The following is a 22,706-nucleotide window of genomic DNA, read 5'->3' as shown; positions in this document are numbered from 1 at the left end:
GTATAACGGTTTGGCGTTTCTGCTGCGTGGCAACCACTTATTAATTCGAGTAAAACACTTTTACATCAGCAGAGCCTGCCCCGACTATTCGGGGAAAAGCTGGTTATACCCTCGGATTCTACGTTCGAAATTTCCAGTACCCCGGTTTTCGCCTTAAATTCATAACAGCAAATATTGTAATCGGGTCTTTTTCTATTGAATAGATAAGTCCATAGGGAAAGCGAGACACTAAAAATCTTCGTTCAGTTTTCGCGATTTTGGTCCCCGAAGCTGGCTGCTGCTCGATTACATCCACTACTTTTTCTACCTCATCAATAAAAACATCACCTAAGCCAACTACCTGTTCCTCGTAATAATCGGCTGCTTCAAAAAATTCTTTTCTGGCTTCCTAATGAAATTTAATTGTCACTTTTGAAGTCGTTGTCTTGCTTCATTAATGACATCCGAAGCAGAATGAAGGGAAGCTTCGCCCGATTTAAGTGACTCCTTTCTCTTTTGGACTTCATCAATCCAGGCCTGTTCAATTTCAGGATCAATTTTGCCATGAATGCTTTGCAATAATTTATCAGCCAGACGCGCTTTGTCTCTTTTGTTTAGATTCAGGGCTGAGTTTTCAATCTCTTTTATATCGGTCATCATAGGAAAAGTATTTGGTTTACCTGAATGTAATTATTAACGATGAAAACCGGAAGAAATTAGATTTTTGGTAGTGGGTATAACGGTCCGGCATTTCTGCTGTGTGGAAACCAATTTTGAAGTTGAGCAAAAACACTTGCACGTTAGCAGAGCCTGCCCCGACCATTCGGGGAAATACTTGTTATACTTCGCTAAGAGGATATGGAAGTAAATCCAAGCCTGGTAAAAACTGATAATGCTTTTGATTCTTGCTGATCATTTTTGCCCCGCCTTCAATTGCAGTAGCAGCAATCAGCATATCATTAATCTCAACTCCATGACTGGATCTGAATTTCTTCATCAAATCAAATGCCCGTTCTGAGATTAATTTTGACACAAACAGGATGTGTAAATCTGCAATCAGCTCTTCTACTTTCTTTAAATCCCGCTTACTTCTGCAGCCTGAGTACAACTCCATCGCAGTAATGACGCTTGTTGTTAATAAATAATTTTCTTCAGGAACGGCCATGGTCTCAACAGCATCTTCTCTGTCCATCCCGAAATCAATAAGTATATCTGTGTCAATGACTACCGGTTAAGCCATGAATTAGCCTAATTTGCCCAACGACTTTTACGAAGCTCCCGCACCCATTTTGTGCTATCCTGAAGATCTTCACGGTCTTTCCAAATCCCTCTGAATGAATTTTCAAGAATGGACTTTTTCTTAGGAGAATCAGATTCTTCAGTTTTTTGAAGATACTTTTTGCTAAGAAATTCAACAAAGTCTGCCGCTTCTTGTTGCGCCTCCGAGGGAAGCTTCTTTATCTGTTTTATGAGTTCTTTCTCAGACATATCGTAATGTAGGTAATCTCCATCACTTGTAAAAAACGACTGAATCTTCAGCGGAGTATAACGACCTTGCGCATAAGCTGCAGGCGCCAACGTATTGAAATTATTTACAAATGAAATGTCAACTAATTAATGGGAAGCGGACAACAATGGGCGAGATCTGTCCGCTTGAGGCGCTGGTTATAATTCAATTGACGCTTAGAGCAAAGTATTTTGGCGCGTAGGCCAAAGCAGATAAATACGATCCTTTTTAATTTTGTAGTCCCAAAACAGAAACTACAAACAGGAATTAATTATGTCAGAAAATAAAAAAATTTGGTTTGTCACCGGAAGTGGAAATGGCCTTGGACGACATATTACAGAAACTGCGTTGAAAGCAGGAAACAGTGTAATGGCAACTGCCAGAAATATCAAACAACTGGAAGGCTTGGTAGAAGAATATGGTGAGCAAATTGATACAGCTGTTCTAGACGTGACAAACGAACAGCAGGCCAGAGATGCTGTGAAAAAGGCAATCCATAAATTTGGCCGTATTGATGTCTTAGTTAACAATGCAGGGTATGGGGATAACAGGCCATTTGAACAAATGCCAGCTGATGAATTCAGACGGTTAGTAGAAACCTGCTTCTTCGGAGTAGTGACCCTGACACGTGAAGTGTTGCCAATAATGCGTAAACAACGCAGTGGACATATTATACAAATTTCTTCCGTAGGAGGTCGGTTTGCCGGGCCGGGAAATGCTGCTTACTTTGCCTCTAAATGGGCTGTCGGAGGATTTACGGAAGGATTATCGTTGGAAACGGCTCCCTTTAATGTAAAGGTAACTGCTTTAGAACCGGGAGCCATGCGCACTAATTGGGGAAAACATGCCTATGGGCAAGAACTGGAGTTGATTGCAGAATATGCAGATTCGGTGGGAGCTGCGACAAAATCAGTAGAGAATCTTTGGGGAAATGAAACCGGAGATCCAGAGAAAGTAGCTCAGGTGGTTCTTAAGGTTGCTAATGCCAAACAATTGCCTCCGCATATTTTATTAGGTAGTGATGCTTATCAGATAGCAAAACAGGCATCGAAAAAAAGATGGGAAAATGCTGAAATATGGAAACAAGTGAGTGAGTTTACAGATATTGATAATCAGAAATCAGTCCTTGAATTTCCAAACTTTTAAACAAAATATTTCAACATAGTTAATAAGCTTCTTACTATTCGAAGTAATTTTCGGTTTCTATCTAAAAAATGAAATTATATTGTCCATGGCAGAGACAATAGATGTTAATTTTCCTCGGATTCTCTACTCCAACGTTTCAAAAACGTTAAGAGAGGGAGAATTATTTATTAAACAGCATGTGTTTGATTACATAATGTCCGGTACCTCAAAAGTTTTTTTTGAAGGCAAAAAAGTAACTTTTAATTCTGGTGATTTTCGGTTTGCGGTTAGGAATCGTTTAAGCAAGTTTATGAAAATTCCTCCTGTAAATGACATATATAAATCTGTTTCCATTTGTGTTGATCAAAATACATTACAGGAAATTGCTCGGGAAGGCTCTATAAAACCGTCTTTAGATTATGACGCGCAAAAAACAGAAAATGTACTTCTTCTTCAGCCCAATAAAGTTTTTAAAAATTATATATCCAGTCTATTGCCATATTTGGAAAAGGGAAAGGATATGAATCCACAAATGGTGCGCTTAAAAACAAAAGAAACGGTATTGATTTTTCTTGAGTCCAATCCGGAGTTAAAAAACATTTTATTTGACTTTAGCGAACCCGGCAAGATTGACTTGGAAGCATACATGAATGAACATTATACATATAATGGATCGCTCAGCGATTTTGCATATTTGACTGGAAGAAGCCTTTCAACATTCAGGCGTGATTTTAAGCGTATTTTTAAGATCACACCTAATAAATGGTTAATCAAAAAAAGGCTAAAAGATGCCTGCTATTTGTTAAAGGAAAAAAACATGGAACCTACAGAAGTTTTTATTGAAACGGGTTTTAAAAACTATTCTCATTTTTCTGCAAGATTTAAAGAAGAGTTTGGGATTTCCCCTTCACATGTAGCATAAAATATAATAGCAAAATCAGAGTTCTTTATAGAAAAATTGCTACGTTTAAAACTCTATATCTTTATCTATTAGGAATTATAACGGTTTGGTGTTTAAACGGCGCGGGAATTATGATCTCTTTGAAGTAGCAAAATTAATTCCTGGCAATCAAGTTTCCATCGTACCCCGCCCGCGTCCGATTTAAAACACTTTGTTAGGCACCGAAGGAATTATATTTTATAATCAGAAAAATCTTGCCGGAAATGACGAACGGTTAAAATTTCGATTATCTCGGGATTAACCTCATAGATTACCCCATAATTCTCATGAACAACTATTTCTCGGATTTTGTCATTATTTGTTGGCGGAAATACTCTTCCTGATTCTGGATTTTGACTTAAATTTTCAACTTTCTCTTCGATCACATCAATAAGAGCTAAAGCAGCATCTGGATTATCTTCAGCAATGTACTCGAGAATTTCTTTGGTTTTGTTTCTTGCCGTTGGCGACCAAATAATTTTCATGATGAATATTGTGATCTCAGTTCGTTTATGAATTCATCATGACTTATACCTTCTCCATTATCTAATTCCTTTCGGGCAGCAGATAATTCTTCCAATAACTCAATCTTGTCCAACATTTTTTGATAATCTTCTACATCAATTAATACGGCAGAACTTTTGCCATGCTGAGTAAGAATAAGCGGTCGGCGTTTTGATTTGACACGCTCAATATATGATGCAGCATTAGCTCGAAAATCGGAGAGTGACCGAATATCTTGGTCAAGTCGAATGTGAGACATGGGTGAATTTTTTAATTATTGTTCTTTTTAATGTACTAAATTCAGAACAAATTATTGTATTAAATATCTCGGAGAAAAGGTGCCTGACGACATGGTGCATAACCGGCGCACGTACAGTTGTTACTTCAATTTCCAGTTTACTATTTGACGTAAAGAAAACAAAACGAGCAAGGGAGGACAAGGTGCGTCCGCGTTAATGCGCTGGTTATAGGGCGCAACCAACTCTTTAATTGTTTAGACAGTTCAATATAAACTCACCCCGGTGTTCCACACTTTCTTTGGGCATTATGATCGTTTTATAGCCACAATTTTGGTAGGTTTGAATCATTATTTTATGCGTCCTTATCACTTCATCGAATTGTTGTTTACGTTCATTATCGGTTTTATAAATTTCCTTCCATGGAGGAAAAATAAAGACTGTTGTGTTATATCGATACCTTTGAACATAAAACCGTAATTTTTTTGTAATAGGGAGCTTTTCAAGATAAGCGTATGCCAATGTATCGGGAATGCCGCGATCGAAAAATGTTATTTCTTTATCTTGCCTGTTGGCTTCTATATAATCTTCTACGGAAAGATCCAGCATAAGGTCTTTATATAGGTCTTTATTTCTCCAAGGCAAGGCTTCACCATCATTTTGTAACTGCATTTTTATGATACCTCTGGCTACCTCTTTAAAACACCGCATATTTTTGTTTTGTAGATAATCAATGACGGATGTTTTACCGACTCCTGGTCCACCTGTAAGTATAAAAAAATGGTTGTTATTTTTTAGTCTTCTTAAATTCATAATCTTTTTTAGAGATAATACTATCGTTCATGTTTTTTGTTTGCATAAAGCTATTGGGGAGATTTGACTAAGAAATGCGTCAGAAAAAATTTATAGAAAAAGCGACTAGTCTAAGAAAAGAAAGGCAATAATCACTGAAGAGAATTTATCGAATTATTGGGGTTTATGAAAATTGATGGCGGCCTATAACGGCCTGGCATTTCTGCTGCGTGGCGATCAACTCTAAAGTTCATCAACTAACGTTTGCAGGTCAGCAGGAAATGCTTGTTATTTTGCTGGCCATTCATTTTAAACATAAGACCAGCTTAACAGCATCAATTAAAAAATTTTCGATGATTAAGTATCTGTAGAATAGGATATGTAGCGAAACTAAACACCAACAATAAAATCCCACTTTGTACTAGCAGAGCACTATATCCCACAGCACCTTTGGACGCAATTTCAAGGAGTACTGTTAGCCCTACAGATACAAATAACAAACTTGCTATGTATCCTTTTGATTTCCAGACTATTTGTGCGCCTATTATAATCAAAGCCGGCAAGACAAAAACAAATACCATCCAAAAAGTCACAGAAAAAAGGATACTGATTTTGGCGAATTCATGGATGCCACTTATATCAGGATCAGCAAGATGTATAAGTGCACTCATGAACCAAAGTAGAATAAAGCCAAACAAGACAGCAGGTAATAAGTCTACGTACTTGTTTCGGCCATTCAGATCTGCTGAATTGGAATTACTTACAGCCTTGTTTTCAGGCATGGCTTTAGCATGTTATTATAGATTGAAGATAATATATATGAAAATATTTGAATTGTTTTATGTACAGCTATTTGGCGCAGCTATCAATAGGAAAGCAGGAGACTACGCCGGTTGCCTGGAAACCTTTTTATAATTCTCTTTTATCTTCGTTCGCTTTTTTTCACCGAGATCTGATTTCTGCTTTTCCATCAGCTTCCTGAACTCCTTCAACTCCTCATCAGTCCAGAGCTCTGACTTAACAACGAAATCGACTCCTTTGGGTTCTTTAACTATAGCCATGGTTTTAATCCTGAAAATATTTTTTTAAAAGCTTCAATGCATTAACGGTTTCAATGTACATTCGTTGTCCTTTAAAATGCGTTGCGCCAAGCTTTTTCTTGTAGTGTTCAATTAACGCAGACTTTGAGTCAAAGGCAACATACCCCTCGTATCCTTTCTCAAACGACAATTTGCAAGCAAAGGCAAACAGATTTCCGGCCACACCCAGATACATTTTGTTGGTGCCTTTATTGAAATTCGCACTTTCAACAAGGTGAATAAAAATATGATCACTCTTGTCTTCCAGGCACAACAACCCATGAATAATTTTGGGATTGTTAACCGTAGTCAATTTATAAACTTCTCTATTCTTCAAATCCAGTTCAGATTCCCAATCAAAAAACCATTCTGCCGGCTCGATATCTTTCCTGTCTGCTTTTCCAAATCGAACAACCTTCGTATCAAAAACTTCACCCGTGACACTATTTTCGATAGAGTTGGTTAACCGGTCAATTTCAATGTCTATCTCTTTTTTACTCATGTCAGAAAATACAGATATTGAAGAAAAGATTAGGCATAAATCATCAATGAGCGAATTCTTGATAAGTGATTCATTTTAGACAAATAACGGTTTGGCGTTTAACCGGCTTGGCCTTTTGAATTAGGAATGTAATTAAAACTCAGGATTTCTATAAGTCAAGAAATTTTGAATAGGCAAACTCTGGCCAAGTCCGAGTTGAAACGCTGGTTATGCCACAAGCTCTTGGATGACTGCTTAAAAATTTAGTTAAACTTTATTTTGAATTAACATCTCTCAACATTAATTTTGACAAAAATTGTCCAGAAAATTTTGTCATGAATTCTAAGTCAACATTCGGTGCAGTTATTAGAGCAGAAAGAAAAGAGAGAAATTTACCTCTAAGGAAAGTGGCGGCTGTGCTTGATATTGATCCATCAACATTAAGCAAAATAGAGCGAAATGAAAGGTCTGCAAATAAAGTTATGGTGCTGCAACTAGCAGATCTTTTTGATATTGATGCGGATGAATTAATGGTTTCTTTTTTGAGCGACAAGGTGGCAAATGAGTTGCTTGAAGAAGAAAACACGGATGAAGTATTAAAAGTAGCTGAAAAAAAAATCGATTACATGAAGAGCAAAAATGTTAAACAAGGAAATATAAAATTTTAAAACTATGTCAGAACTGTTCACTATCAAAGAAGCAAGCAAATGGGCTTCCAACTTTCTGGAAAAAGATGTTACTCCATCAAATATTTCATACTTAATCCAATATGGACGCGTCCCAAAAGTTGGAGATAATGGGAATACTTTAGTTTCAAAAGAAGCTTTAAAAAAATACTATAAAAACAGTGGTGACCTTAAAGAAAAAGAGTGGAAGAAAAAATTAGGAAACGACTTAAACTGGGCATTATCGTTTTCGGAATACAAAGAATCTGAAACAACAAAACATGTTCACCGCCTGCATCCGTACAAGGGAAAATTTATACCACAACTTGTGGAGTATTTTTTAGATGACCATACAGATAATTTCAAGCAGGAAGTCTTTTTTAATCCTGGTGATGTAATTTTAGATCCTTTCTGTGGCTCAGGTACGACTTTGGTTCAGGCAAACGAATTAGGAATGCACGCTGTAGGAATTGATGTCTCTTCATTTAATGCTCTTATCAGTAATTCAAAGATTAATAATTATGATCTGATTGATGTCAAAAAAACAGCTGACAAAATTACTCGTGAATTAAAAAAGTTCTTATCAGACAGAAATAATATTGAATTTGAAAATAAGCTTCTTGATGAGCTCAAAGATTTTAACGATCAATATTTCCCTTCTCCTGAATTCAAGAGAAAAGCAAGAAATGGCGATATTAATGAAAAGAAATACGGCAAGGAAAAGGAGAAACAGTTTTTATCAGACTACAATAAACTTATTGAAGAATATGGTATTCAACTTTTACAAAAGGATGACCAAGGATTTCTTGATAAGTGGTACCTTCAAGTTGTAAGAGATGAGATTGAATTTGTATTTGAACAATTAAAAAAGATTGAAAATCTAAGAACTAAAAAAATACTTAGTGTTGTACTTAGCCGTACAATTCGGTCATGTAGAGCTACAACTCATTCAGACTTGGGTACTCTTAAGGAGCCACAGCTAACTACATACTATTGTAGAAAACATAAAAAGATATGTAAACCACTATTTTCAATTTTGAGTTGGTGGAAAAGATATTCTAAAGATACTGTAAAGCGGCTATCTAAATTTGATGAATTTAGAACGGATACATTGCAAAGATGTTTAACCGGTGATAGTAGGACAATAAATTTAATTACTTCTCTGGAAGAGAAAAATCCAAATTTAGCTGAAATTGTAAGAGAGAAAAAAATTGATGGAATATTTTCAAGTCCGCCTTATGTCGGATTGATAGATTATCATGAACAGCACGCATATGCTTACGATCTTTTTGGATTTGAAAGAAAAGATGAATTGGAAATTGGTCCTCTGTATAAAGGGAAGGGGCAGGAAGCAAGAGATTCCTATGTAGAAGGGATAGTAGCTGTTTTAAATAATAGTAAGAAATACCTAAAAGAGGACTATGATATATTCTTGGTGGCAAATGACAAGAACAATCTTTATCCTAAGATCGCTGAAAAATCTGGAATGAAGATTGTCAATCAATACAAAAGACCAGTTTTGAATCGGGTTGAAAAAAATCGATCAGCATATGCAGAAATTATATTTCATTTAAAGCCACTTTAATTATTGAAATATTTATTAGATAGATTAAGCAAATCAGTCCAGCATCTCGATTGTTTAGATAATACTTTTCTAGAATTTCACGAGGAATACGGTAGAATTGAAGAAATTCTAACCTCCAAAGAGTTTGAACCTATTTATAAAAAAATATCACTTGAGCTATATGCAGGTGGTAAGCAGACCCGTGGAAATTCGAAGATGGCTCGTCAAATGATTTTAGGGGATGTTATTCAATACATATTTACAGGAAGAGCATATTATTATGCATCGAATTCAAAAAAAGCATTTTCCAGCTTTATTAAATTATTAATGTATAGTGTTAATAAGCTCTTAATATTAGATACTATTACAGTAGACCCCGACATGAGGAAAAAAGTGTTGGAAGCATTAGAAAATGAGTTTGAAGATGAAATTCTATATGAAAGAGAAGGTGATAATAAAGTAGCAGAGAACTTAAAAGAAAGTGATGTAGTCATCTGGACTGACGAGTGGACAAAGCGGATAGATCATTTTATTGACTCATTACTTCCCAAGACATTAGGTAATCCAAAAGAATTAATAGTTTATGCTGAATTATTGAGATTAAATAAAGGATATATAATTCCCTTACTATTAACCCAAAGAGTTTTCAAAGGCTCCACTTCACTTGCCCCACCTGATTTTTTGTTATTAAAGACAAATAAAGAAATTTATGGTATTGAAGTGGGGTATGAGAAAGAAGGGCAAAGCCGAGAATTTTCAATTCATACCTCAATACCCACTTTTGCAGTTGATCTCAAAAATAATATGCATAATAGATGCCCCAAATGTGGGGAAAATATATTGTACTGTGATCCTGTAATTGAGGCATATTCATCGGGAAGATTGAATGAAGAATTAGATGAAAATGGCAGGTTTAGTTGTAATGGCTGTCCACATTTTGATGACGGGGACTGTAAATTTTCTAATTACTATGGGAAGGTTGAGGGAACTGGTTTTAATGGGAAAGATTTAGAAGACAAAAAATATCGGCATTATCATGCAAGTTGTGTGAAAGATGATACTTATCAATATTATGGCAACCCAAGGTCAATTTTTGAAAATCACTCGAATGAATTTTTTGCACAAATACCAGAAATTGATGGAATAGAAAACGTTGAGGACTAATGGCATTAACAAAGAATCAAAAAGACGAAATAAAGAAACTGCTTTCGAGTAAAATTGAAAAGAAGTTAAAATCTTACGGACGTGAGACAACTTCGATGCCATTTCTTGCCCGAATGATTCAGGATAATGAAAAAATAGCAGCATATTCATTTATACATTCTATGGCTACTACACTCGGAATGTCAATTTATGAAGATGTTTCAGTGATCATTGCCTCTGAAACTGCAGAAGAATGTTTTAGGAATTATGGGGTTGGTGGTGCTATTTCTAAAGCTCAGAAATCAACAATTTCAAACATAATAGCTAAACTTCGCAATAATGAAAGAAAAGCTGACATTGAAAAGGAGATTAAAGAAGTTTTGGCTGCTGATTTTAAAAAGGGTGAATTTCAAAAGTCTGGCGCCATCGCAGATTTTTACATGAAGAGAAATGGTGAAGAATATTATTTTGAAATTAAGACAGTTAAACCGAACATAGATGTTTTTGAAAAAAGTAAAACTAAGCTTTTAGAATGGGTTGCAAGACGCAGAAAACTTGTTAATGTATTTTTAGCATTTCCTTATAACCCTTACTATCCTGAATCATACTCAAGGTTTACAGAAGTAGGTATGATGGATCAACCGAATGATTTTTTAGTAGGTGATGAATATTGGGATTTCATTGGTGGCAAAAATACTTTTAAAGAACTACTTGATACATTCGACGAAGTTGGGAAAGAATTCAAAGAGAGATTGGATAAAAAATTTAAAGAAATTGCTGCCAAAAAACTTGATTCGTACTAATTCTAATTGAGAAGTGCTTATTGTGGCATAACGACATTGCGCATAAGCTGCACGCGCATGAATGTTGAGTTGATAAATAATGAACGATGAGTTAAAAAGCCAGAAAGTGGCAAGCCCTGGCGAGGCGTGTCCGCTTAATGCGCGGGTTAGGCATTTTTTATAACTCAAAATTAGCAATGTCTTCTTCAAGTGCTTCTAACATACTGACAATTATTTTTGAACTTTTAGACATTAACCAAGCAGTAGCTTGTATTAAAGATAACTCTTCTGTATCCCCGAGATTGAATTTTTGGGCAAAGTCCTCTGGAACAAATACTTTAATTTGAGAATCCTCTTTTGGTAAAGATTTACCCTGAATTGGAATAGAGTAACTAAGCTCCCCATTTATCTCATCAACCTTATAATGAATTATTTCAGATCTATGTGAATTCAAATGTTGTACCCAATAAATATGGTTCTCTTGCAGTTGGGATCGAATTTTTGAGTTAATCAATCGTTTTCTCTCTTTACCAATCTCTTCCTTTTTGGGTTTTTTGCAATGGTTTAGAAGTCTTTTCCATCTATATTTTTTCCCTTCTTCCCCGAAGAAGATATAGCCGACAAAATTTCCGAAGTAATCAAAAAGAGACATTGTATTGAATAAAATGTCGTCGAAAATAAATTCTTGTTGAAATGCTGAAGCTTTTAACAAGGAGTCCTTTCCTCTAGAACTAAGATCAAGATTAAATTTACTCTTGGTGTTATCCTGGATCTCATTCAATAGATTGAAGTGAAATATTAATGAATCTTGTCGATAGAAAAAGGCGTCCCGGAGTTCAAATAATATTTCCTGTTTATTTTCGTACTGCTCGATTTCCTTTTCAGTTAAATTCTCTACAGGAATTTCTGGGAAAAGCACTTCTTTGTGAAACTTGTTGGCAACATTTCTGAATTTATCCTTCAATATTTTTTGAGACTCTTCTAAACTTGATAAATGAATTTCTTCTTCACTCATTTTGAATTGATTTCATTTTCGGAAAAATGCCTAACATATAATTCCACGACAAGTCACTTGCCGCTTCATATGTCGTAGAATATTTTATTTTGCTTTTATTAGCAAATGAGATGTGTTACCGAGGATATTACACGACATATAGCCGGAAATAAATGTCCGGTAATATTTAAAAAGCGTCGCTTTTTATCTTCATGTGTTGAACCGAGGTAGCCACGGAGTTAAAAGCCCGCTCGATCAAGGATGATATGCGATTGGAGATATTCGAACTTAGATTTAAGATTTAAAAAATCAGACAGTACATCCGTATATCAAATCAATCATTGAACTTTGAGATTTGCATCCAAATTCCTTGTACCATCCTTATCTAAACTCCGATAAAACTCTGTATATACTCCGTGTTTGCTCCGTAAAATCACGGAGGAGTTATGGTGCTAACAAGGTTATGATTAAAACGGAGACCGGGGATGACTGGAGAGAGGTTCGTTTGTGATAAAAGTGACTGAAGTTGGCCTGATTTGTTTTCTGAATCTGTATTTATTAATCTCAAAGCCAATACTATTCAGGAGTTGCAGAAAAGAGAGCAATTCCATTTAACGGGAATTAAATATTCAGAAGAGATGGCAAAATTACCAGACGGTATCTTCGGCGGCTTCAGTGGACGCATCGGCAATATTGTAGGGGTGATTCGAAATGGAACTCAATACATTCGGTCGGCTCCTGCACAAATGACCAACCCACAAACTCCAAAGCAGCAGGCAAACCGAAAGAAGTTTGCCCTGGCAACGAAACTGGCTTCGCGGCTGGGGCCATTCATAGAGAAAGGATTCGCCACGGCAGAAACCAAAACGGCCAGGGGCGCCTGTATTTCCTATAACATGAAATCAGGCATTTATGAAGAGGGCGACAATGATATCCGTTATTCCAACATCATGGTTTCGGCCGGAGCTTTGCGGCAGGTTCAAGGCCCCGTAGCAGATCGGATGGAAGAAGACCGAATTCGAATTACCTGGCAGGATAATAGTGGCGCTGGAAATGCTCTTGCCGGCGACCGTGTGATAGCCATGGCCATGGCAGAGGGCAAACAGTTTCATGCATGCTATAATTTGGAGGGATCCGAACGCAGCCACAAAGAGGAATGGCTCGAACTGGATGAATTGTTAAAAAAGGAACCGGCAGTACACGTTTATCTGTCTGTGATTTCACCGTCAAGAAATCTTGCGTCAAATAGTGAATACCTGGGATTTGTATAGAGCAGGAGGTAAAAAATCTGTCAGGTTTAAGAGTTTAAAATGTTGTAGGATTTATATCCTCTAAACCTGACAGATTTTGCAAGGAGAGTGTTTAGTACTTCGTAATCATCTGGTTGTATTCCCGGAATTCACTGGGTGTGCATCCTTTTTTCTTTTTGAAGAGCCGGTTGAAATTGGAAAGGTTATTAAAACCACAGTTATAACAAATCTCGGAGACGTTGTGATTCGTCTCTAATAATTTCCGGCAGGAGTGGCCGATACGGATATCAATCAAATAATCGGAAAAACTTCGTTGTGTCCTTCGTTTGAAAAAATGGCTGAAGGCGGAATCCGACATATTTACCATCTGGGCTACTTCCGAAATCATAATATCCTTTTCGTAATTATCCTGCAGATACTGAACGGCTTTTTTAATCCGACGACTTTTGGGGACTTCGAACTCCGATTTAAACGTTGAGCTGGCCAACAGTTTCTGATTTTTTGACATCGCCAGGTCATGCAAAATGGAGAGGAAGTTCAGAACTGAATCGAAGCTATAGGTATTGCACAAATCCATAATCCTCTCTTTCATTTGCAGCTTGGTTTCCATAGAGAACTCAATTCCACGATTGGATTTATTCAGTAATTCCTGGATAGGCGCCATCAACTTTCGCTGTAAAATTCCTTCCTCAAAAAGGTCTTCCGGAAATTGAATGGTTATCACATGGCTGCCACTTTCTTCGTTGTCGTTGGTCCATTTGTGGTACGTATTCGGACCGATTAAAACCAGGTCAATCTCAGAATACTGGTTGATTGAATCCCCCACAATACGTTTGCCTGAAGATCCCATCACGAGGTTTAATTCATATTCGGGATGGTAATGCACGGGATAATCGAAGGTAGCATCTACATGGTTCATAATGATGAAAAAATCGTCAGCATGTACCGGGGTAATCTCACGTTCGGCATAGGAATTTCTCATTTTTTACAACTTTAAATGCGTATAAAGAGTGTTTTCATTCATATAAGTATATCTTAAAAAATGCATTTATGCTATGGAAATACATTTTTATGAATAAAATATGGTATATGAACTATCAGGCTTCATTAAAGTATATCAAAAGAGCATTAAACTACTGGTCGAATTTTTAAAAAACGTGTTCATTTAAATAATCGGTAATGAAACCGGTTCCAAATCAATATTCAATACCAAATATGAGCTATTTGATACCGCACCTAACAACGAAGGAGTTTAAACAATGATTCTAAAAAAAGGAGTACCGATACTGGCATTCTTTCTTTTTGCTATGTTGATCGTAGTTTTGCCATTTTCGGCGTACGCACAAAATAATTTTACCGTATCAGGGATGGTGGTTACGACTGATGATATTCCACTTCCCGGAGTGAACGTAATTGTTGACGGCCAAACCAATCTTGGAACAAGTACCGATCTGGATGGACGCTTCCAGTTGAATGTTCCGGGCCCCGAGGTAACCTTGTTGTTCACATACATCGGCTTTCAGCAGAAAGCGGTTCCGGTCAACGGACAATCGGAATTGAATGTAGTTCTGGAAGAGGATACCCAAATGCTGGAAGAGCTGGTGGTAGTGGGCTACGGAACTACGACCAAAAGTGACCTGACCGGTTCTGTAGCCAAAGTAAGTTTAGAAGAAGTTCAGGATATTCCGGCGAACTCTGTGGAAGGTATTCTTCAGGGCCGTATTGCAGGATTATCGGTATCCAATGCTTCTCAAGATCCGGGAGCGGGATCTACAGTTCGTATTCGTGGAGGGAGTTCTTTGCGCGGATCGAATTCTCCACTTCTTGTAGTAGATGGTTTCCCTCTCGGGAATGCGGGAGATCTTAAGCAAATTAACCCGGAAGACATTGAGTCTGTCGAGGTTTTAAAAGACGCGTCCGCTTCCGCAATATATGGCTCACGCGGGGCTAACGGCGTGATCGTAATCACAACCAAACAGGCCAGAGAAGGAACTACTCAAATCAGTTTGAAGCAACAAACAACCTTGTCTCAGTTTACTTCTAAACTGAATTTGTGGCAAGATCCCGTTTTAATGGCTCAGTTAAGCAACGAGGGCCGCAGAAACGGTGGCTTTGAACCTCTTTATGTTGGAGAAGAAAATGCCACAGGAGTTTATTATCCATCGGTGTATGAACTGCAGTCGGGTCAATGGCCCCATAATACACAATGGGATGATATTGTATTTCGGGATACTCCGGTTTCTAATAATACAACCCTCAGCGTAGCCAGCGCAAATGATAAAACCACGTTCAATCTGAGTGGAAATTATTTTACGGATGCGGGCGTGTATGTAGAAGATGATTATGAAAAACTTGGGTACAACCTTCGGGTTAGCCATGATGTATTTGATAATCTGAAAGTCAGTTTTAATAATATTTTAAGCCGGGGAGTTCGTCAGGCTAATGGCGGACTCGCGTACTGGAGGAATCCCATCCGGCCGGTGTATAATGAAGATGGAAGCTATAATCTGATCGGAACCAATGATTATTCACATCCTGTAGCAATCACCGAAAACAAAGATGATGAAACCAAGAGCATTGATGTTCTGGCTATGGTAAATGCAGAGTGGGACGTGCTTCCGGTATTAAGAATAACATCCCGGTTGAATTATAAATATGGCGAATATGTACAGGATACGTATTTCCCAAACACATACACTGAAGCAGGGGATTTTAACAATGGAGCTGCCGGAATTTATAACTGGCAAGCCAAGAATATTGTCAGCGAGACGTTTGCCAATTATAATCAGGATATCAATGATGTTCACACAGTGGGGGCTACGGTAGGATATTCCTATCAGCGGGATCTGTTTCGCGATTCCAACCTGGGTGCTTATGATTTTGTAAATGAAACGCTTCGAAATGAAAATCTCGGTGCAGGAAATCCGGAACTAAACCAGGTATCCAATGGATTTTCAGAAACGGAGTTGGTTTCCGGAATTGCACGGGTGAATTACCGATACGATAACCGCTATTTATTGACCCTAACCACCAGGGCGGATGGATCTTCTAAATTCGGTGCGAATAATAAGTGGGCCTTTTTCCCCTCAGGCGCGGTAAGCTGGAATGCCCATAACGAAGATTTTATCGACGAGATGAATTTCTTTAACCAGTTGAAGTTCCGGGTGAGTTATGGGATTTCAGGGAACCAGGGGATCAGTCCGTATCAAACACTCAGCCGGTATGGAGTGAGCCAGTATTATAATAATGGCAGTTGGGTAACCGCTATTGGACCGGGGTACGAAGTGGGACGAACCGGACAGGGAGGTATTGAAGTGCTTTGGGGTGGAATTCCCAATCCCGATTTAAAGTGGGAAACTACAGCTCAGAGTAACATCGGCGTGGATCTTGCATTTTTTGAAAACAGAGTAAATGTTGTTTTTGATTACTACAATAAATTAACCAGTGATCTTTTACGCGAGCGTATTCTGCCAATCTCATCCGGATACGACCGGATGTGGGTAAATGATGGTGAGATCAGAAATCGAGGGATTGAATTAACGATTGATGCAGATCTTATCCGCACTACAGACTGGAATTTGTCTGCAGCCCTGATTTATTACCGCAACCGAAATGAAGTGGAAAGTTTGGGAAATGCAGTGGAATCCGGTCTGAATACAGATCCTAATAGCGGAATGCAGTTTGAATACTGGGGAAACAGCCTGGAACAATTCCGCCAATACCCAAATATTCTGGCAGTGGGTCAGCCTGTAAACGTGTATTACGGGTATAAAACTGACGGGATTATTCAATCGCTTGAAGAAGGAATTGAATCCGGCTTAACGGGTGATCTGGCACAACCAGGGGAGTTCAAATATTTGGACATGAATGGTGACGGCATTATCGACACACAGGACCGTACCATTATTGGAGATCCAAACCCCGATTTCAGCATGAGTTTTGAGTTAAACCTGGCATACAAGAATTTTGATGCAAGCATCTTTTTAAATGGCGTCTTCGGGCATGACGTATTGAATACCCAGGCATTTAATCAGCCCGGAACGATACCTCTTCGCTGGACTCCGGACAATCCGACGGATGAATATCCCAGCCTGAAAGATGGACGAAATACCTATTTCTCAGACTGGTGGATTGAGGATGGATCGTTTGTACGCATCCAGAATCTGAACGTCGGTTACACGTTCGATCTGTTTGAAGCTAGCTCCATAAGGCTTTTTGCGAACGCCTCAAACCTGTACACATTCACCAAATTTGACGGGTACGATCCCGAGGTTGGCAACAATGGAATTTATTGGGGCGGCTATCCACGGCTTCGCAAGCTTACGCTCGGTGCAAACATAACATTTTAAACAGGATCTAATCATGAAAACAAGATATCTACTAATATTCGTACTTAGTTTGGCAGCGATTGTATCCTGTGATTTACAGGAAGAACCTTATGGATTCTATTCTGAGGATAATTTTTTCCAAAGCCCTTCAGATGCAGAAGCTGCTGTGGTTTACGCATACGATGCCCTTACATACCTGGAATATTCCAGGGGCGTGTTTTGGCTGGGAGATCTCCCAACCGATGAAATGACGCCTAAAAATGATGAGGGGCCTGACGTCATTGCTCTTTCTCAATGGAATACAGCCAATTTTCCAACCAACAGCAATCTCGAGAATTATTTTCAATACGCTTATATCGCCATAAACAGGGCGAATGCCGTATTGGGCCAGGTTCCGGAAGCGGGATTCGATCAGGCTTCAAAAGATAAGTACATGGGTGAAGCCTATTTTCTCCGGGCGTGGAACTACTTCAATCTTGTCCGGAATTTCGGAAGAATTCCGATGCACACCTCATCTGTTAAAACGCTTGACCAAACCTCCGCTCCGATGGCAGAGAACCTGGATGAGGTTTATGATTTAATCATCTCGGATCTTGAACAATCAATCGATTTGTTGACGATTGACCCGATGCTGGGACGGGCTGATAAAGTTGCTTCTCAGTCGTTGCTTGCAAAGGTTTACCTGACAATTGCATCAGCAAAAGAAAATGGGGTTCCGGAGTATGCAGAAATGCAAAAAAATGTTGATGAAATGTACAGCATGGCAGCTGATTATTCAGACAGTGTTGTAAACGGACAAGGGACCTATGGATTTGACAGCGATCTGCTAAGTATCTATGATGTAAGCAACCCCATGGGGCCAGAACATATCCTCCTGATGTCGATGGATCGAACGGGTGATATCGAGGGAGAATACTCAAAAATCTCCAAACTTTTCATTCCATACATTGACGGCGCTACCATCTACCTGAGCGACAACGACGGAACGTTCACCCGGTCACATGACGGTTGGAGTTCCATGCAGACACGTCCATCTTTTTACGACAGCTTTGACGGCTCCGATAAACGAAAGTCTGTCATGATCGTAGACACCACTTATAACCAGAATGGAGAAGTTTCTGCCACCTATCCGGGCTCCATACTTTATCCATTTTCACGTAAATATGTTGATCCCGAATTCATTGGTGACAAAACCAGTACGAAACCTTACTTGATTCGTTACTCCGATATTGCTCTTGTCTATGCCGAAGCGGTCGGACCCACTTCTGAAGGCTATGCACAGGTTAATTACATCCGTAATCGTGCCGGGCTTGGTAATTTGCAACCGGGTTTAAACATGGAGCAGTTCCGGGAAGCTGTGCTTGAAGAGCGCAAATACGAGCTGGCGTTTGAAGGAAATCGGTTATATGACCTGAAACGCTTTAACCTGATTAATGATCTCGTTCCGGAGGCTGCCGGTTTGAGTGATGAAGAGGTAGCGTTTTATCCCATTCCTCAGACTGAAATTGATCTGAATCAAGGTTTATAATTCCAAAAATATATAATCATGAAGAAATTAACGTATTTATCACTCTTGATCGTTGTGCTGGGGTTTGTTTCCTGCCAGAAGGATCCACTTTCGGAAATTGAAGATGGAGACTGGAACAACGAGCGTTCGATTGAAACCATAAAATTTGAAAACCAGGTCGGTACTGCGGAAGTCACCCGCATCGATGAAACGAGCGGAACTGTAAACATATCCATTAATGTGGATGCCGTTCCGGATTTGAGCAATATCGTGATCGATCAATTGGTACTGTCGTATGGAGCGGAATCTTCCGTTTCCGAAGGTGATGCATTAAACTTTGAAAACGGATCGAATAGTGCGACGGTAACCGTAACCTCTCAAACCGGAAAATCCCGGGAATATACCATCACGGCATCTTCGTTTTCCGAAACCCTGATTGGAACGTATCAAATAACGGGTCTTTCCCTTTTTGGAGGAACCGGTCCTGAATATGGCGGGGGTGCGGTTTTGGATCTGACATCCAAACCGTGGATTTGGCCGGAAACCGGCGGACCCGCAGCAGAACTGGATAACAGTCTTACGTTTGAACTGGAGGGAATCACTGACGAAGGAAATACCTATGGTGCGGTAACCAATTCTTCCGGCGATGACGGAGCTTATGCAGACTTTATGTTTGTGGGAAGCCCGGAAACCGATGTGAATCATTTCTATCGGAAAGTTCCGAAAGGAGAGGGACAGTGGATCCGAAACTACACCAACAATACGCTGACAATCACCCTGGAAGACGGTTCTACAGCTACGGGTACATTCGTGACATCCGGCATATTTGATCTTGGAAATAATCTTTCCAAAACGATTGAAAATGTAGCCCTTCAGTTTGATCTGAATGGAACAGACGATTGGGATAATATTTATTCCGACTACGATAAGTTCGTCAGAAATCCACGGATTTACTGGATTGAACTCGAACAACAATAGAGAAATGAAATGGGGCGGTGGAGTAGCCGTCCCAACTTAAAATCGATCATCGTGCAGAAAACTATTTTTTCACTGTTTTGTCTTGTATTTCTGGTTTGTAATCAAACGGTTGCCCAGGATGCAACGGTAGAGATTCATTCAGAAACCATTATCAATGATCACTATATCGGGAATGGAGCCCAATGGGATCCCTATCAACTGGATTACGGCGAAGTAAAACTTGAGATTTCCGATGAGGATTGGGAAAAACTTTATGATCGTCTCGATTTTATGCGTCCGCAGTTGATGCGGGTGGTGATTAATATCGGGAGTTATGTCCAAGATGGAAAACTTCGTCCGGATGCAGATGGCGGCCAGCTTCTGAATATTCTCAACTACTGTAACGAAAACGGAATCACGGTTCTGTTTGGAGACTGGGGATGGGATCTTATAAATGGCGATGATAAAACCCTCAACAAAGAAAATATTGCCTATGCCGCCCGGCTTGCCGATTACCTGATCAACGAAGAGGGATTTGATGAAAGCCTGAAATATTTCAACATCATCAACGAACCGAATGGATATTGGGCCTCAACAGAAGGGAGTTATGAGCTGTGGTCAAGTGCAGCGAAATATCTGCACGAGCAGTTTGAGGAAGTCGGAATATCGGATCAAATATCTATCGTCGGACCGGATGTTGCCATCTGGACGCCGGAGGAAAACTGGTGGATTGATAGCACCGCAACTGATTTAGGAGAAGCGGTAGGATTGTATGATATCCACACATATCCATCAAAAGTAACGGTCAATTCCGGTGAGTTTTACGAGATCGTGAAATCCTATAAGGACCGCGTTCCAAACGGTAAAAAGATTGTGATGGGAGAGATCGGTTTCAAGTTTGTTGAAGATGCCGATTCGTTACTCAATCAGGAAAATGTCCGGCGTGCTGAAGCGAAAGAGTATGCCTCTGTGGGAGATTCACAGATGTTTGTTTACGATAATATATACGGTACAGATATGGCTGATGCACTGTTTCAAACCGTGAATGCCGGCTATTCCGGATCGGTCGTATGGATGCTGGACGATGCCATGTACTCGTTGGAAGAACCGCATAAACTGAAAGTGTGGGGGTTCTGGAATATTTTTGGAGAAGAATACTTTGGAGCCGAAGAAGAAAACGTTCGGCCGTGGTATTATGCCTGGTCGCTTCTTTCCAAATATATGCCTGCCGGTTCCCGGATTTTTGAAGTGACCACAGATGGCGATGAAAATATTAAGGCGATCGCCCTTCAAAAAGGAGATCATCACATGATTGCGCTGGTAAATGTGGGGAATGAGAGCCGATCCGTTCAGTTACGGAGTGATAAACTTGGGGTCAAATCTAATATGAAAAAGTTTATCTACTCAGAAGGAACGCTGAAGAAAAGAGGCGATCATCAAATCGTGCCGAACAGCGAAGATCTGAACCTTGATTTCGGTAAAGGAATATCGGTTGAGATGCCTTCTGAATCACTTATTGTCTACACAAATTTTTCTTACTGAGATTTTGGAAAGAATGTTAGAAATAAACTCGAACGCGAATCTGCATCAAAATGGGTCACCATTTCTGTCGGGATTAATAATATTAGGCTTATTCACACTTACGGTTGGATGTTCATCAGACAGTACCCCCACAGATCCCGGAGAAGAACCTGAACCGGAAGAGCCTATCACATTACAAATGGTGGATGATAATGCCACTGAAAATACCCGCGCTTTATACTCAAATTTATGGGCCATGCAGTCAGAAGGAGTGATGTTTGGACATCATGATGATCTGATCTACGGCCGACACTGGATGGCTGAGCAGGGCCGCTCCGATATTAAAGATATCACCGGAGATTATCCCGCCGTATTTAGTGTGGATTTGGCTGAAATCATGAACAGCAAAAGTGCTGTGGATGGGTATGAACTGAATGACGATCGCAGGCGAACGATCCTGGAAGCGTACGAAAGGGGCGAGGTGATTATCGCAAATGCGCATCTCAACAATCCGCTGACCGGAGGAGATGCGTGGGACAATTCCAGCTCGGAGGTGGTTAGTGAGCTGTTGACAGAAGGCAGTGAAACCCATCAAAAATTTAAAAAATGGCTCGATAATCTGGCTGAATTCGTCAATAATCTTCGGGGGCACAATGGAGAATTAGTGCCCTTAATTTTCAGGCCTTTTCATGAACACAATCATTCATGGTCATGGTGGGGAAGCGGTACGACTACATCGCAGGAATATATTGATCTCTGGCGGTTTACAATCAACTATTTAAGAGATGAAAAGAATGTGCATAATCTTATCTATGCGATTTCTCCCCAATTGGATGGCGTGGGTACAAAGCAAGAGATGCTTTACGCCTGGCCGGGTGATGAGTATGTGGACTTCATCGGGATGGACAGCTACCACGGAACCAATACCGATGCACTGGCGCATAATGTGGCAAATCTTGAAGAGCTGATCCTGGAAAAGAAAAAGCCGGGAGGCATCACAGAAACGGGAATTGAAGGCATTCGGGATTACAACGGAAATCCCCTCAATGAATATTGGACGCGTGAAATTATGACCCCGTTAATCGGGCATGAAATCAGCATGGTAATTATGTGGCGGAATAAATACGATCCGCAGAATACAGGGCATCACTATTTCGCTCCGTTTGAGGGGCATTCATCCGTTCCGGATTTTATTGAATTTTATAATAGTTCAATTATGCTATTCAGCAATGATCTGCCGGATATGTATGAAATGGCGGAAGGGGTCAGCATCCAATAAAAAAATTTTCAATATCTGTCCTTTGGAAAACAGTTTAGGAACAGTTTTAACTATTTAATCACTTTTTATCTAC

Annotated in this window: 23 protein-coding genes and 1 pseudogene; 12 read left to right on the top strand and 12 right to left on the bottom strand. The window is 39.4% G+C overall.

Features of this window, described 5'->3' with window-relative positions; translation table 11 throughout:
- Positions 1-118: 118 nt before the first annotated feature.
- The 4 genes and pseudogenes from L0B18_RS19900 to L0B18_RS14405 form a co-directional block, all read right to left on the bottom strand.
- A pseudogene (locus L0B18_RS19900) lies at positions 119-376 on the bottom strand (type II toxin-antitoxin system RelE/ParE family toxin); the annotation flags it as partial.
- 29 nt (positions 377-405) lie between these two features.
- The gene (locus tag L0B18_RS14415; protein ID WP_234572499.1) at positions 406-639 is read right to left on the bottom strand and encodes an addiction module protein; all 234 of its coding nucleotides are present in this window, start codon (positions 637-639) and stop codon (positions 406-408) included.
- 178 nt (positions 640-817) lie between these two features.
- The gene (locus tag L0B18_RS14410; RefSeq protein WP_370647598.1) at positions 818-1,201 is read right to left on the bottom strand and encodes a type II toxin-antitoxin system VapC family toxin; all 384 of its coding nucleotides are present in this window, start codon (positions 1,199-1,201) and stop codon (positions 818-820) included.
- Positions 1,202-1,227: 26 nt separating this feature from the next.
- Positions 1,228-1,467, bottom strand: coding sequence for a DUF2281 domain-containing protein (locus L0B18_RS14405; RefSeq protein WP_234572497.1), 240 nt, complete (start codon positions 1,465-1,467; stop codon positions 1,228-1,230).
- Positions 1,468-1,759: 292 nt separating this feature from the next.
- Here L0B18_RS14405 and L0B18_RS14400 point away from each other — a divergent pair, with 292 nt between their 5' ends.
- On the top strand, positions 1,760-2,632 hold the full coding sequence (locus L0B18_RS14400) for an SDR family NAD(P)-dependent oxidoreductase (protein ID WP_234572496.1): 873 nt from the start codon (positions 1,760-1,762) through the stop codon (positions 2,630-2,632).
- Positions 2,633-2,717: 85 nt separating this feature from the next.
- Complete coding sequence (locus L0B18_RS14395) at positions 2,718-3,533, top strand: helix-turn-helix domain-containing protein (RefSeq protein ID WP_234572495.1); 816 nt, start codon at positions 2,718-2,720, stop codon at positions 3,531-3,533.
- 209 nt (positions 3,534-3,742) lie between these two features.
- On the opposite strand, the gene L0B18_RS14390 is transcribed toward L0B18_RS14395, so the two are convergent.
- From L0B18_RS14390 to L0B18_RS14365, 6 genes are all read right to left on the bottom strand, one after another.
- The gene (locus L0B18_RS14390) at positions 3,743-4,036 is read right to left on the bottom strand and encodes a type II toxin-antitoxin system RelE/ParE family toxin (protein WP_234572494.1); all 294 of its coding nucleotides are present in this window, start codon (positions 4,034-4,036) and stop codon (positions 3,743-3,745) included.
- Positions 4,033-4,314 carry a type II toxin-antitoxin system Phd/YefM family antitoxin gene (locus L0B18_RS14385; RefSeq protein ID WP_234572493.1) on the bottom strand — a complete coding sequence of 94 codons (282 nt, stop codon included), beginning with the start codon at positions 4,312-4,314 and terminating at the stop codon, positions 4,033-4,035. Before L0B18_RS14385 ends, L0B18_RS14390 begins: the two co-directional genes overlap by 4 nt.
- Before the next feature lie 226 nt (positions 4,315-4,540).
- The gene (locus tag L0B18_RS14380) at positions 4,541-5,104 is read right to left on the bottom strand and encodes an AAA family ATPase (RefSeq protein ID WP_234572492.1); all 564 of its coding nucleotides are present in this window, start codon (positions 5,102-5,104) and stop codon (positions 4,541-4,543) included.
- 314 nt (positions 5,105-5,418) lie between these two features.
- Positions 5,419-5,865, bottom strand: a complete 447-nt coding sequence (locus L0B18_RS14375; RefSeq protein ID WP_234572491.1) for a hypothetical protein — start codon at positions 5,863-5,865, stop codon at positions 5,419-5,421.
- 102 nt (positions 5,866-5,967) lie between these two features.
- Positions 5,968-6,144: a hypothetical protein gene (locus L0B18_RS14370; protein ID WP_234572490.1), complete on the bottom strand. Its 177-nt coding sequence runs from the start codon at positions 6,142-6,144 to the stop codon at positions 5,968-5,970.
- A 4-nt stretch (positions 6,145-6,148) separates the two neighbouring features.
- A complete protein-coding gene (locus L0B18_RS14365; RefSeq protein WP_234572489.1) occupies positions 6,149-6,664 on the bottom strand; it encodes a hypothetical protein in 516 nt (171 codons plus the stop codon).
- Positions 6,665-6,978: 314 nt separating this feature from the next.
- On the opposite strand from L0B18_RS14365, the gene L0B18_RS14360 reads away from it, so the two are divergent.
- The 4 genes from L0B18_RS14360 to L0B18_RS14345 are packed head-to-tail and all read left to right on the top strand — an operon-like array spanning position 6,979 to position 10,818.
- Positions 6,979-7,311 carry a helix-turn-helix domain-containing protein gene (locus L0B18_RS14360; RefSeq protein WP_234572488.1) on the top strand — a complete coding sequence of 111 codons (333 nt, stop codon included), beginning with the start codon at positions 6,979-6,981 and terminating at the stop codon, positions 7,309-7,311.
- 4 nt (positions 7,312-7,315) lie between these two features.
- Positions 7,316-8,893, top strand: a complete 1,578-nt coding sequence (locus L0B18_RS14355) for a DNA methyltransferase (protein WP_234572487.1) — start codon at positions 7,316-7,318, stop codon at positions 8,891-8,893.
- A 3-nt stretch (positions 8,894-8,896) separates the two neighbouring features.
- Positions 8,897-10,036: a hypothetical protein gene (locus tag L0B18_RS14350; protein ID WP_234572486.1), complete on the top strand. Its 1,140-nt coding sequence runs from the start codon at positions 8,897-8,899 to the stop codon at positions 10,034-10,036.
- The gene (locus L0B18_RS14345; protein ID WP_234572485.1) at positions 10,036-10,818 is read left to right on the top strand and encodes a TdeIII family type II restriction endonuclease; all 783 of its coding nucleotides are present in this window, start codon (positions 10,036-10,038) and stop codon (positions 10,816-10,818) included. The genes L0B18_RS14350 and L0B18_RS14345 overlap by 1 nt, the downstream gene beginning before the upstream one ends.
- Before the next feature lie 157 nt (positions 10,819-10,975).
- Here L0B18_RS14345 and L0B18_RS14340 read toward each other — a convergent pair whose 3' ends face one another.
- Positions 10,976-11,812, bottom strand: coding sequence for a hypothetical protein (locus tag L0B18_RS14340; RefSeq protein WP_234572484.1), 837 nt, complete (start codon positions 11,810-11,812; stop codon positions 10,976-10,978).
- A gap of 617 nt (positions 11,813-12,429) precedes the next feature.
- On the opposite strand from L0B18_RS14340, the gene L0B18_RS14335 reads away from it, so the two are divergent.
- Positions 12,430-13,062 carry a DUF6266 family protein gene (locus L0B18_RS14335; protein ID WP_234572483.1) on the top strand — a complete coding sequence of 211 codons (633 nt, stop codon included), beginning with the start codon at positions 12,430-12,432 and terminating at the stop codon, positions 13,060-13,062.
- 91 nt (positions 13,063-13,153) lie between these two features.
- On the opposite strand, the gene L0B18_RS14330 is transcribed toward L0B18_RS14335, so the two are convergent.
- On the bottom strand, positions 13,154-14,023 hold the full coding sequence (locus L0B18_RS14330) for an AraC family transcriptional regulator (protein WP_234572482.1): 870 nt from the start codon (positions 14,021-14,023) through the stop codon (positions 13,154-13,156).
- 325 nt (positions 14,024-14,348) lie between these two features.
- Between L0B18_RS14330 and L0B18_RS14325 the strand changes: the two genes are divergently transcribed.
- Genes L0B18_RS14325 through L0B18_RS14305 form a run of 5 tightly spaced genes read left to right on the top strand, consistent with a single transcriptional unit; the run spans position 14,349 to position 22,633 of the window.
- On the top strand, positions 14,349-17,390 hold the full coding sequence (locus L0B18_RS14325) for a SusC/RagA family TonB-linked outer membrane protein (protein ID WP_370647597.1): 3,042 nt from the start codon (positions 14,349-14,351) through the stop codon (positions 17,388-17,390).
- Between the two features lie 13 nt (positions 17,391-17,403).
- Complete coding sequence (locus L0B18_RS14320; protein ID WP_234572480.1) at positions 17,404-18,897, top strand: RagB/SusD family nutrient uptake outer membrane protein; 1,494 nt, start codon at positions 17,404-17,406, stop codon at positions 18,895-18,897.
- Between the two features lie 18 nt (positions 18,898-18,915).
- On the top strand, positions 18,916-19,854 hold the full coding sequence (locus L0B18_RS14315) for a hypothetical protein (protein WP_234572479.1): 939 nt from the start codon (positions 18,916-18,918) through the stop codon (positions 19,852-19,854).
- A 9-nt stretch (positions 19,855-19,863) separates the two neighbouring features.
- The gene (locus L0B18_RS14310) at positions 19,864-21,375 is read left to right on the top strand and encodes a hypothetical protein (protein WP_234572478.1); all 1,512 of its coding nucleotides are present in this window, start codon (positions 19,864-19,866) and stop codon (positions 21,373-21,375) included.
- A 13-nt stretch (positions 21,376-21,388) separates the two neighbouring features.
- Positions 21,389-22,633 (top strand): glycoside hydrolase family 26 protein, encoded by a 1,245-nt coding sequence (locus tag L0B18_RS14305; RefSeq protein WP_234572477.1) that lies wholly within the window; start codon positions 21,389-21,391, stop codon positions 22,631-22,633.
- Positions 22,634-22,706 lie beyond the last annotated feature (73 nt).

Source organism: Rhodohalobacter sp. 614A, assembly GCF_021462415.1.
Taxonomy (GTDB): domain Bacteria; phylum Bacteroidota; class Rhodothermia; order Balneolales; family Balneolaceae; genus Rhodohalobacter.
Note: the sequence above shows the minus strand (reverse complement) of the source record. Positions and strands in the feature narration are given on the sequence as shown.

What these genes read in the sequence shown, in the direction of transcription:
- L0B18_RS14415 (WP_234572499.1), bottom strand. Translation starts at nt 639, where the DNA reads ATGATGACCGATATAAAAGAGATTGAAAACTCAGCCCTGAATCTAAAC.
- L0B18_RS14405 (WP_234572497.1), bottom strand. Translation starts at nt 1,467, where the DNA reads ATGTCTGAGAAAGAACTCATAAAACAGATAAAGAAGCTTCCCTCGGAG.
- L0B18_RS14400 (WP_234572496.1), top strand. Translation starts at nt 1,760, where the DNA reads ATGTCAGAAAATAAAAAAATTTGGTTTGTCACCGGAAGTGGAAATGGC.
- L0B18_RS14395 (WP_234572495.1), top strand. Translation starts at nt 2,718, where the DNA reads ATGGCAGAGACAATAGATGTTAATTTTCCTCGGATTCTCTACTCCAAC.
- L0B18_RS14390 (WP_234572494.1), bottom strand. Translation starts at nt 4,036, where the DNA reads ATGAAAATTATTTGGTCGCCAACGGCAAGAAACAAAACCAAAGAAATT.
- L0B18_RS14385 (WP_234572493.1), bottom strand. Translation starts at nt 4,314, where the DNA reads ATGTCTCACATTCGACTTGACCAAGATATTCGGTCACTCTCCGATTTT.
- L0B18_RS14380 (WP_234572492.1), bottom strand. Translation starts at nt 5,104, where the DNA reads ATGAATTTAAGAAGACTAAAAAATAACAACCATTTTTTTATACTTACA.
- L0B18_RS14375 (WP_234572491.1), bottom strand. Translation starts at nt 5,865, where the DNA reads ATGCCTGAAAACAAGGCTGTAAGTAATTCCAATTCAGCAGATCTGAAT.
- L0B18_RS14370 (WP_234572490.1), bottom strand. Translation starts at nt 6,144, where the DNA reads ATGGCTATAGTTAAAGAACCCAAAGGAGTCGATTTCGTTGTTAAGTCA.
- L0B18_RS14365 (WP_234572489.1), bottom strand. Translation starts at nt 6,664, where the DNA reads ATGAGTAAAAAAGAGATAGACATTGAAATTGACCGGTTAACCAACTCT.
- L0B18_RS14360 (WP_234572488.1), top strand. Translation starts at nt 6,979, where the DNA reads ATGAATTCTAAGTCAACATTCGGTGCAGTTATTAGAGCAGAAAGAAAA.
- L0B18_RS14355 (WP_234572487.1), top strand. Translation starts at nt 7,316, where the DNA reads ATGTCAGAACTGTTCACTATCAAAGAAGCAAGCAAATGGGCTTCCAAC.
- L0B18_RS14345 (WP_234572485.1), top strand. Translation starts at nt 10,036, where the DNA reads ATGGCATTAACAAAGAATCAAAAAGACGAAATAAAGAAACTGCTTTCG.
- L0B18_RS14340 (WP_234572484.1), bottom strand. Translation starts at nt 11,812, where the DNA reads ATGAGTGAAGAAGAAATTCATTTATCAAGTTTAGAAGAGTCTCAAAAA.
- L0B18_RS14335 (WP_234572483.1), top strand. Translation starts at nt 12,430, where the DNA reads ATGGCAAAATTACCAGACGGTATCTTCGGCGGCTTCAGTGGACGCATC.
- L0B18_RS14330 (WP_234572482.1), bottom strand. Translation starts at nt 14,023, where the DNA reads ATGAGAAATTCCTATGCCGAACGTGAGATTACCCCGGTACATGCTGAC.
- L0B18_RS14325 (WP_370647597.1), top strand. Translation starts at nt 14,349, where the DNA reads ATGTTGATCGTAGTTTTGCCATTTTCGGCGTACGCACAAAATAATTTT.
- L0B18_RS14320 (WP_234572480.1), top strand. Translation starts at nt 17,404, where the DNA reads ATGAAAACAAGATATCTACTAATATTCGTACTTAGTTTGGCAGCGATT.
- L0B18_RS14315 (WP_234572479.1), top strand. Translation starts at nt 18,916, where the DNA reads ATGAAGAAATTAACGTATTTATCACTCTTGATCGTTGTGCTGGGGTTT.
- L0B18_RS14310 (WP_234572478.1), top strand. Translation starts at nt 19,864, where the DNA reads ATGGGGCGGTGGAGTAGCCGTCCCAACTTAAAATCGATCATCGTGCAG.
- L0B18_RS14305 (WP_234572477.1), top strand. Translation starts at nt 21,389, where the DNA reads ATGTTAGAAATAAACTCGAACGCGAATCTGCATCAAAATGGGTCACCA.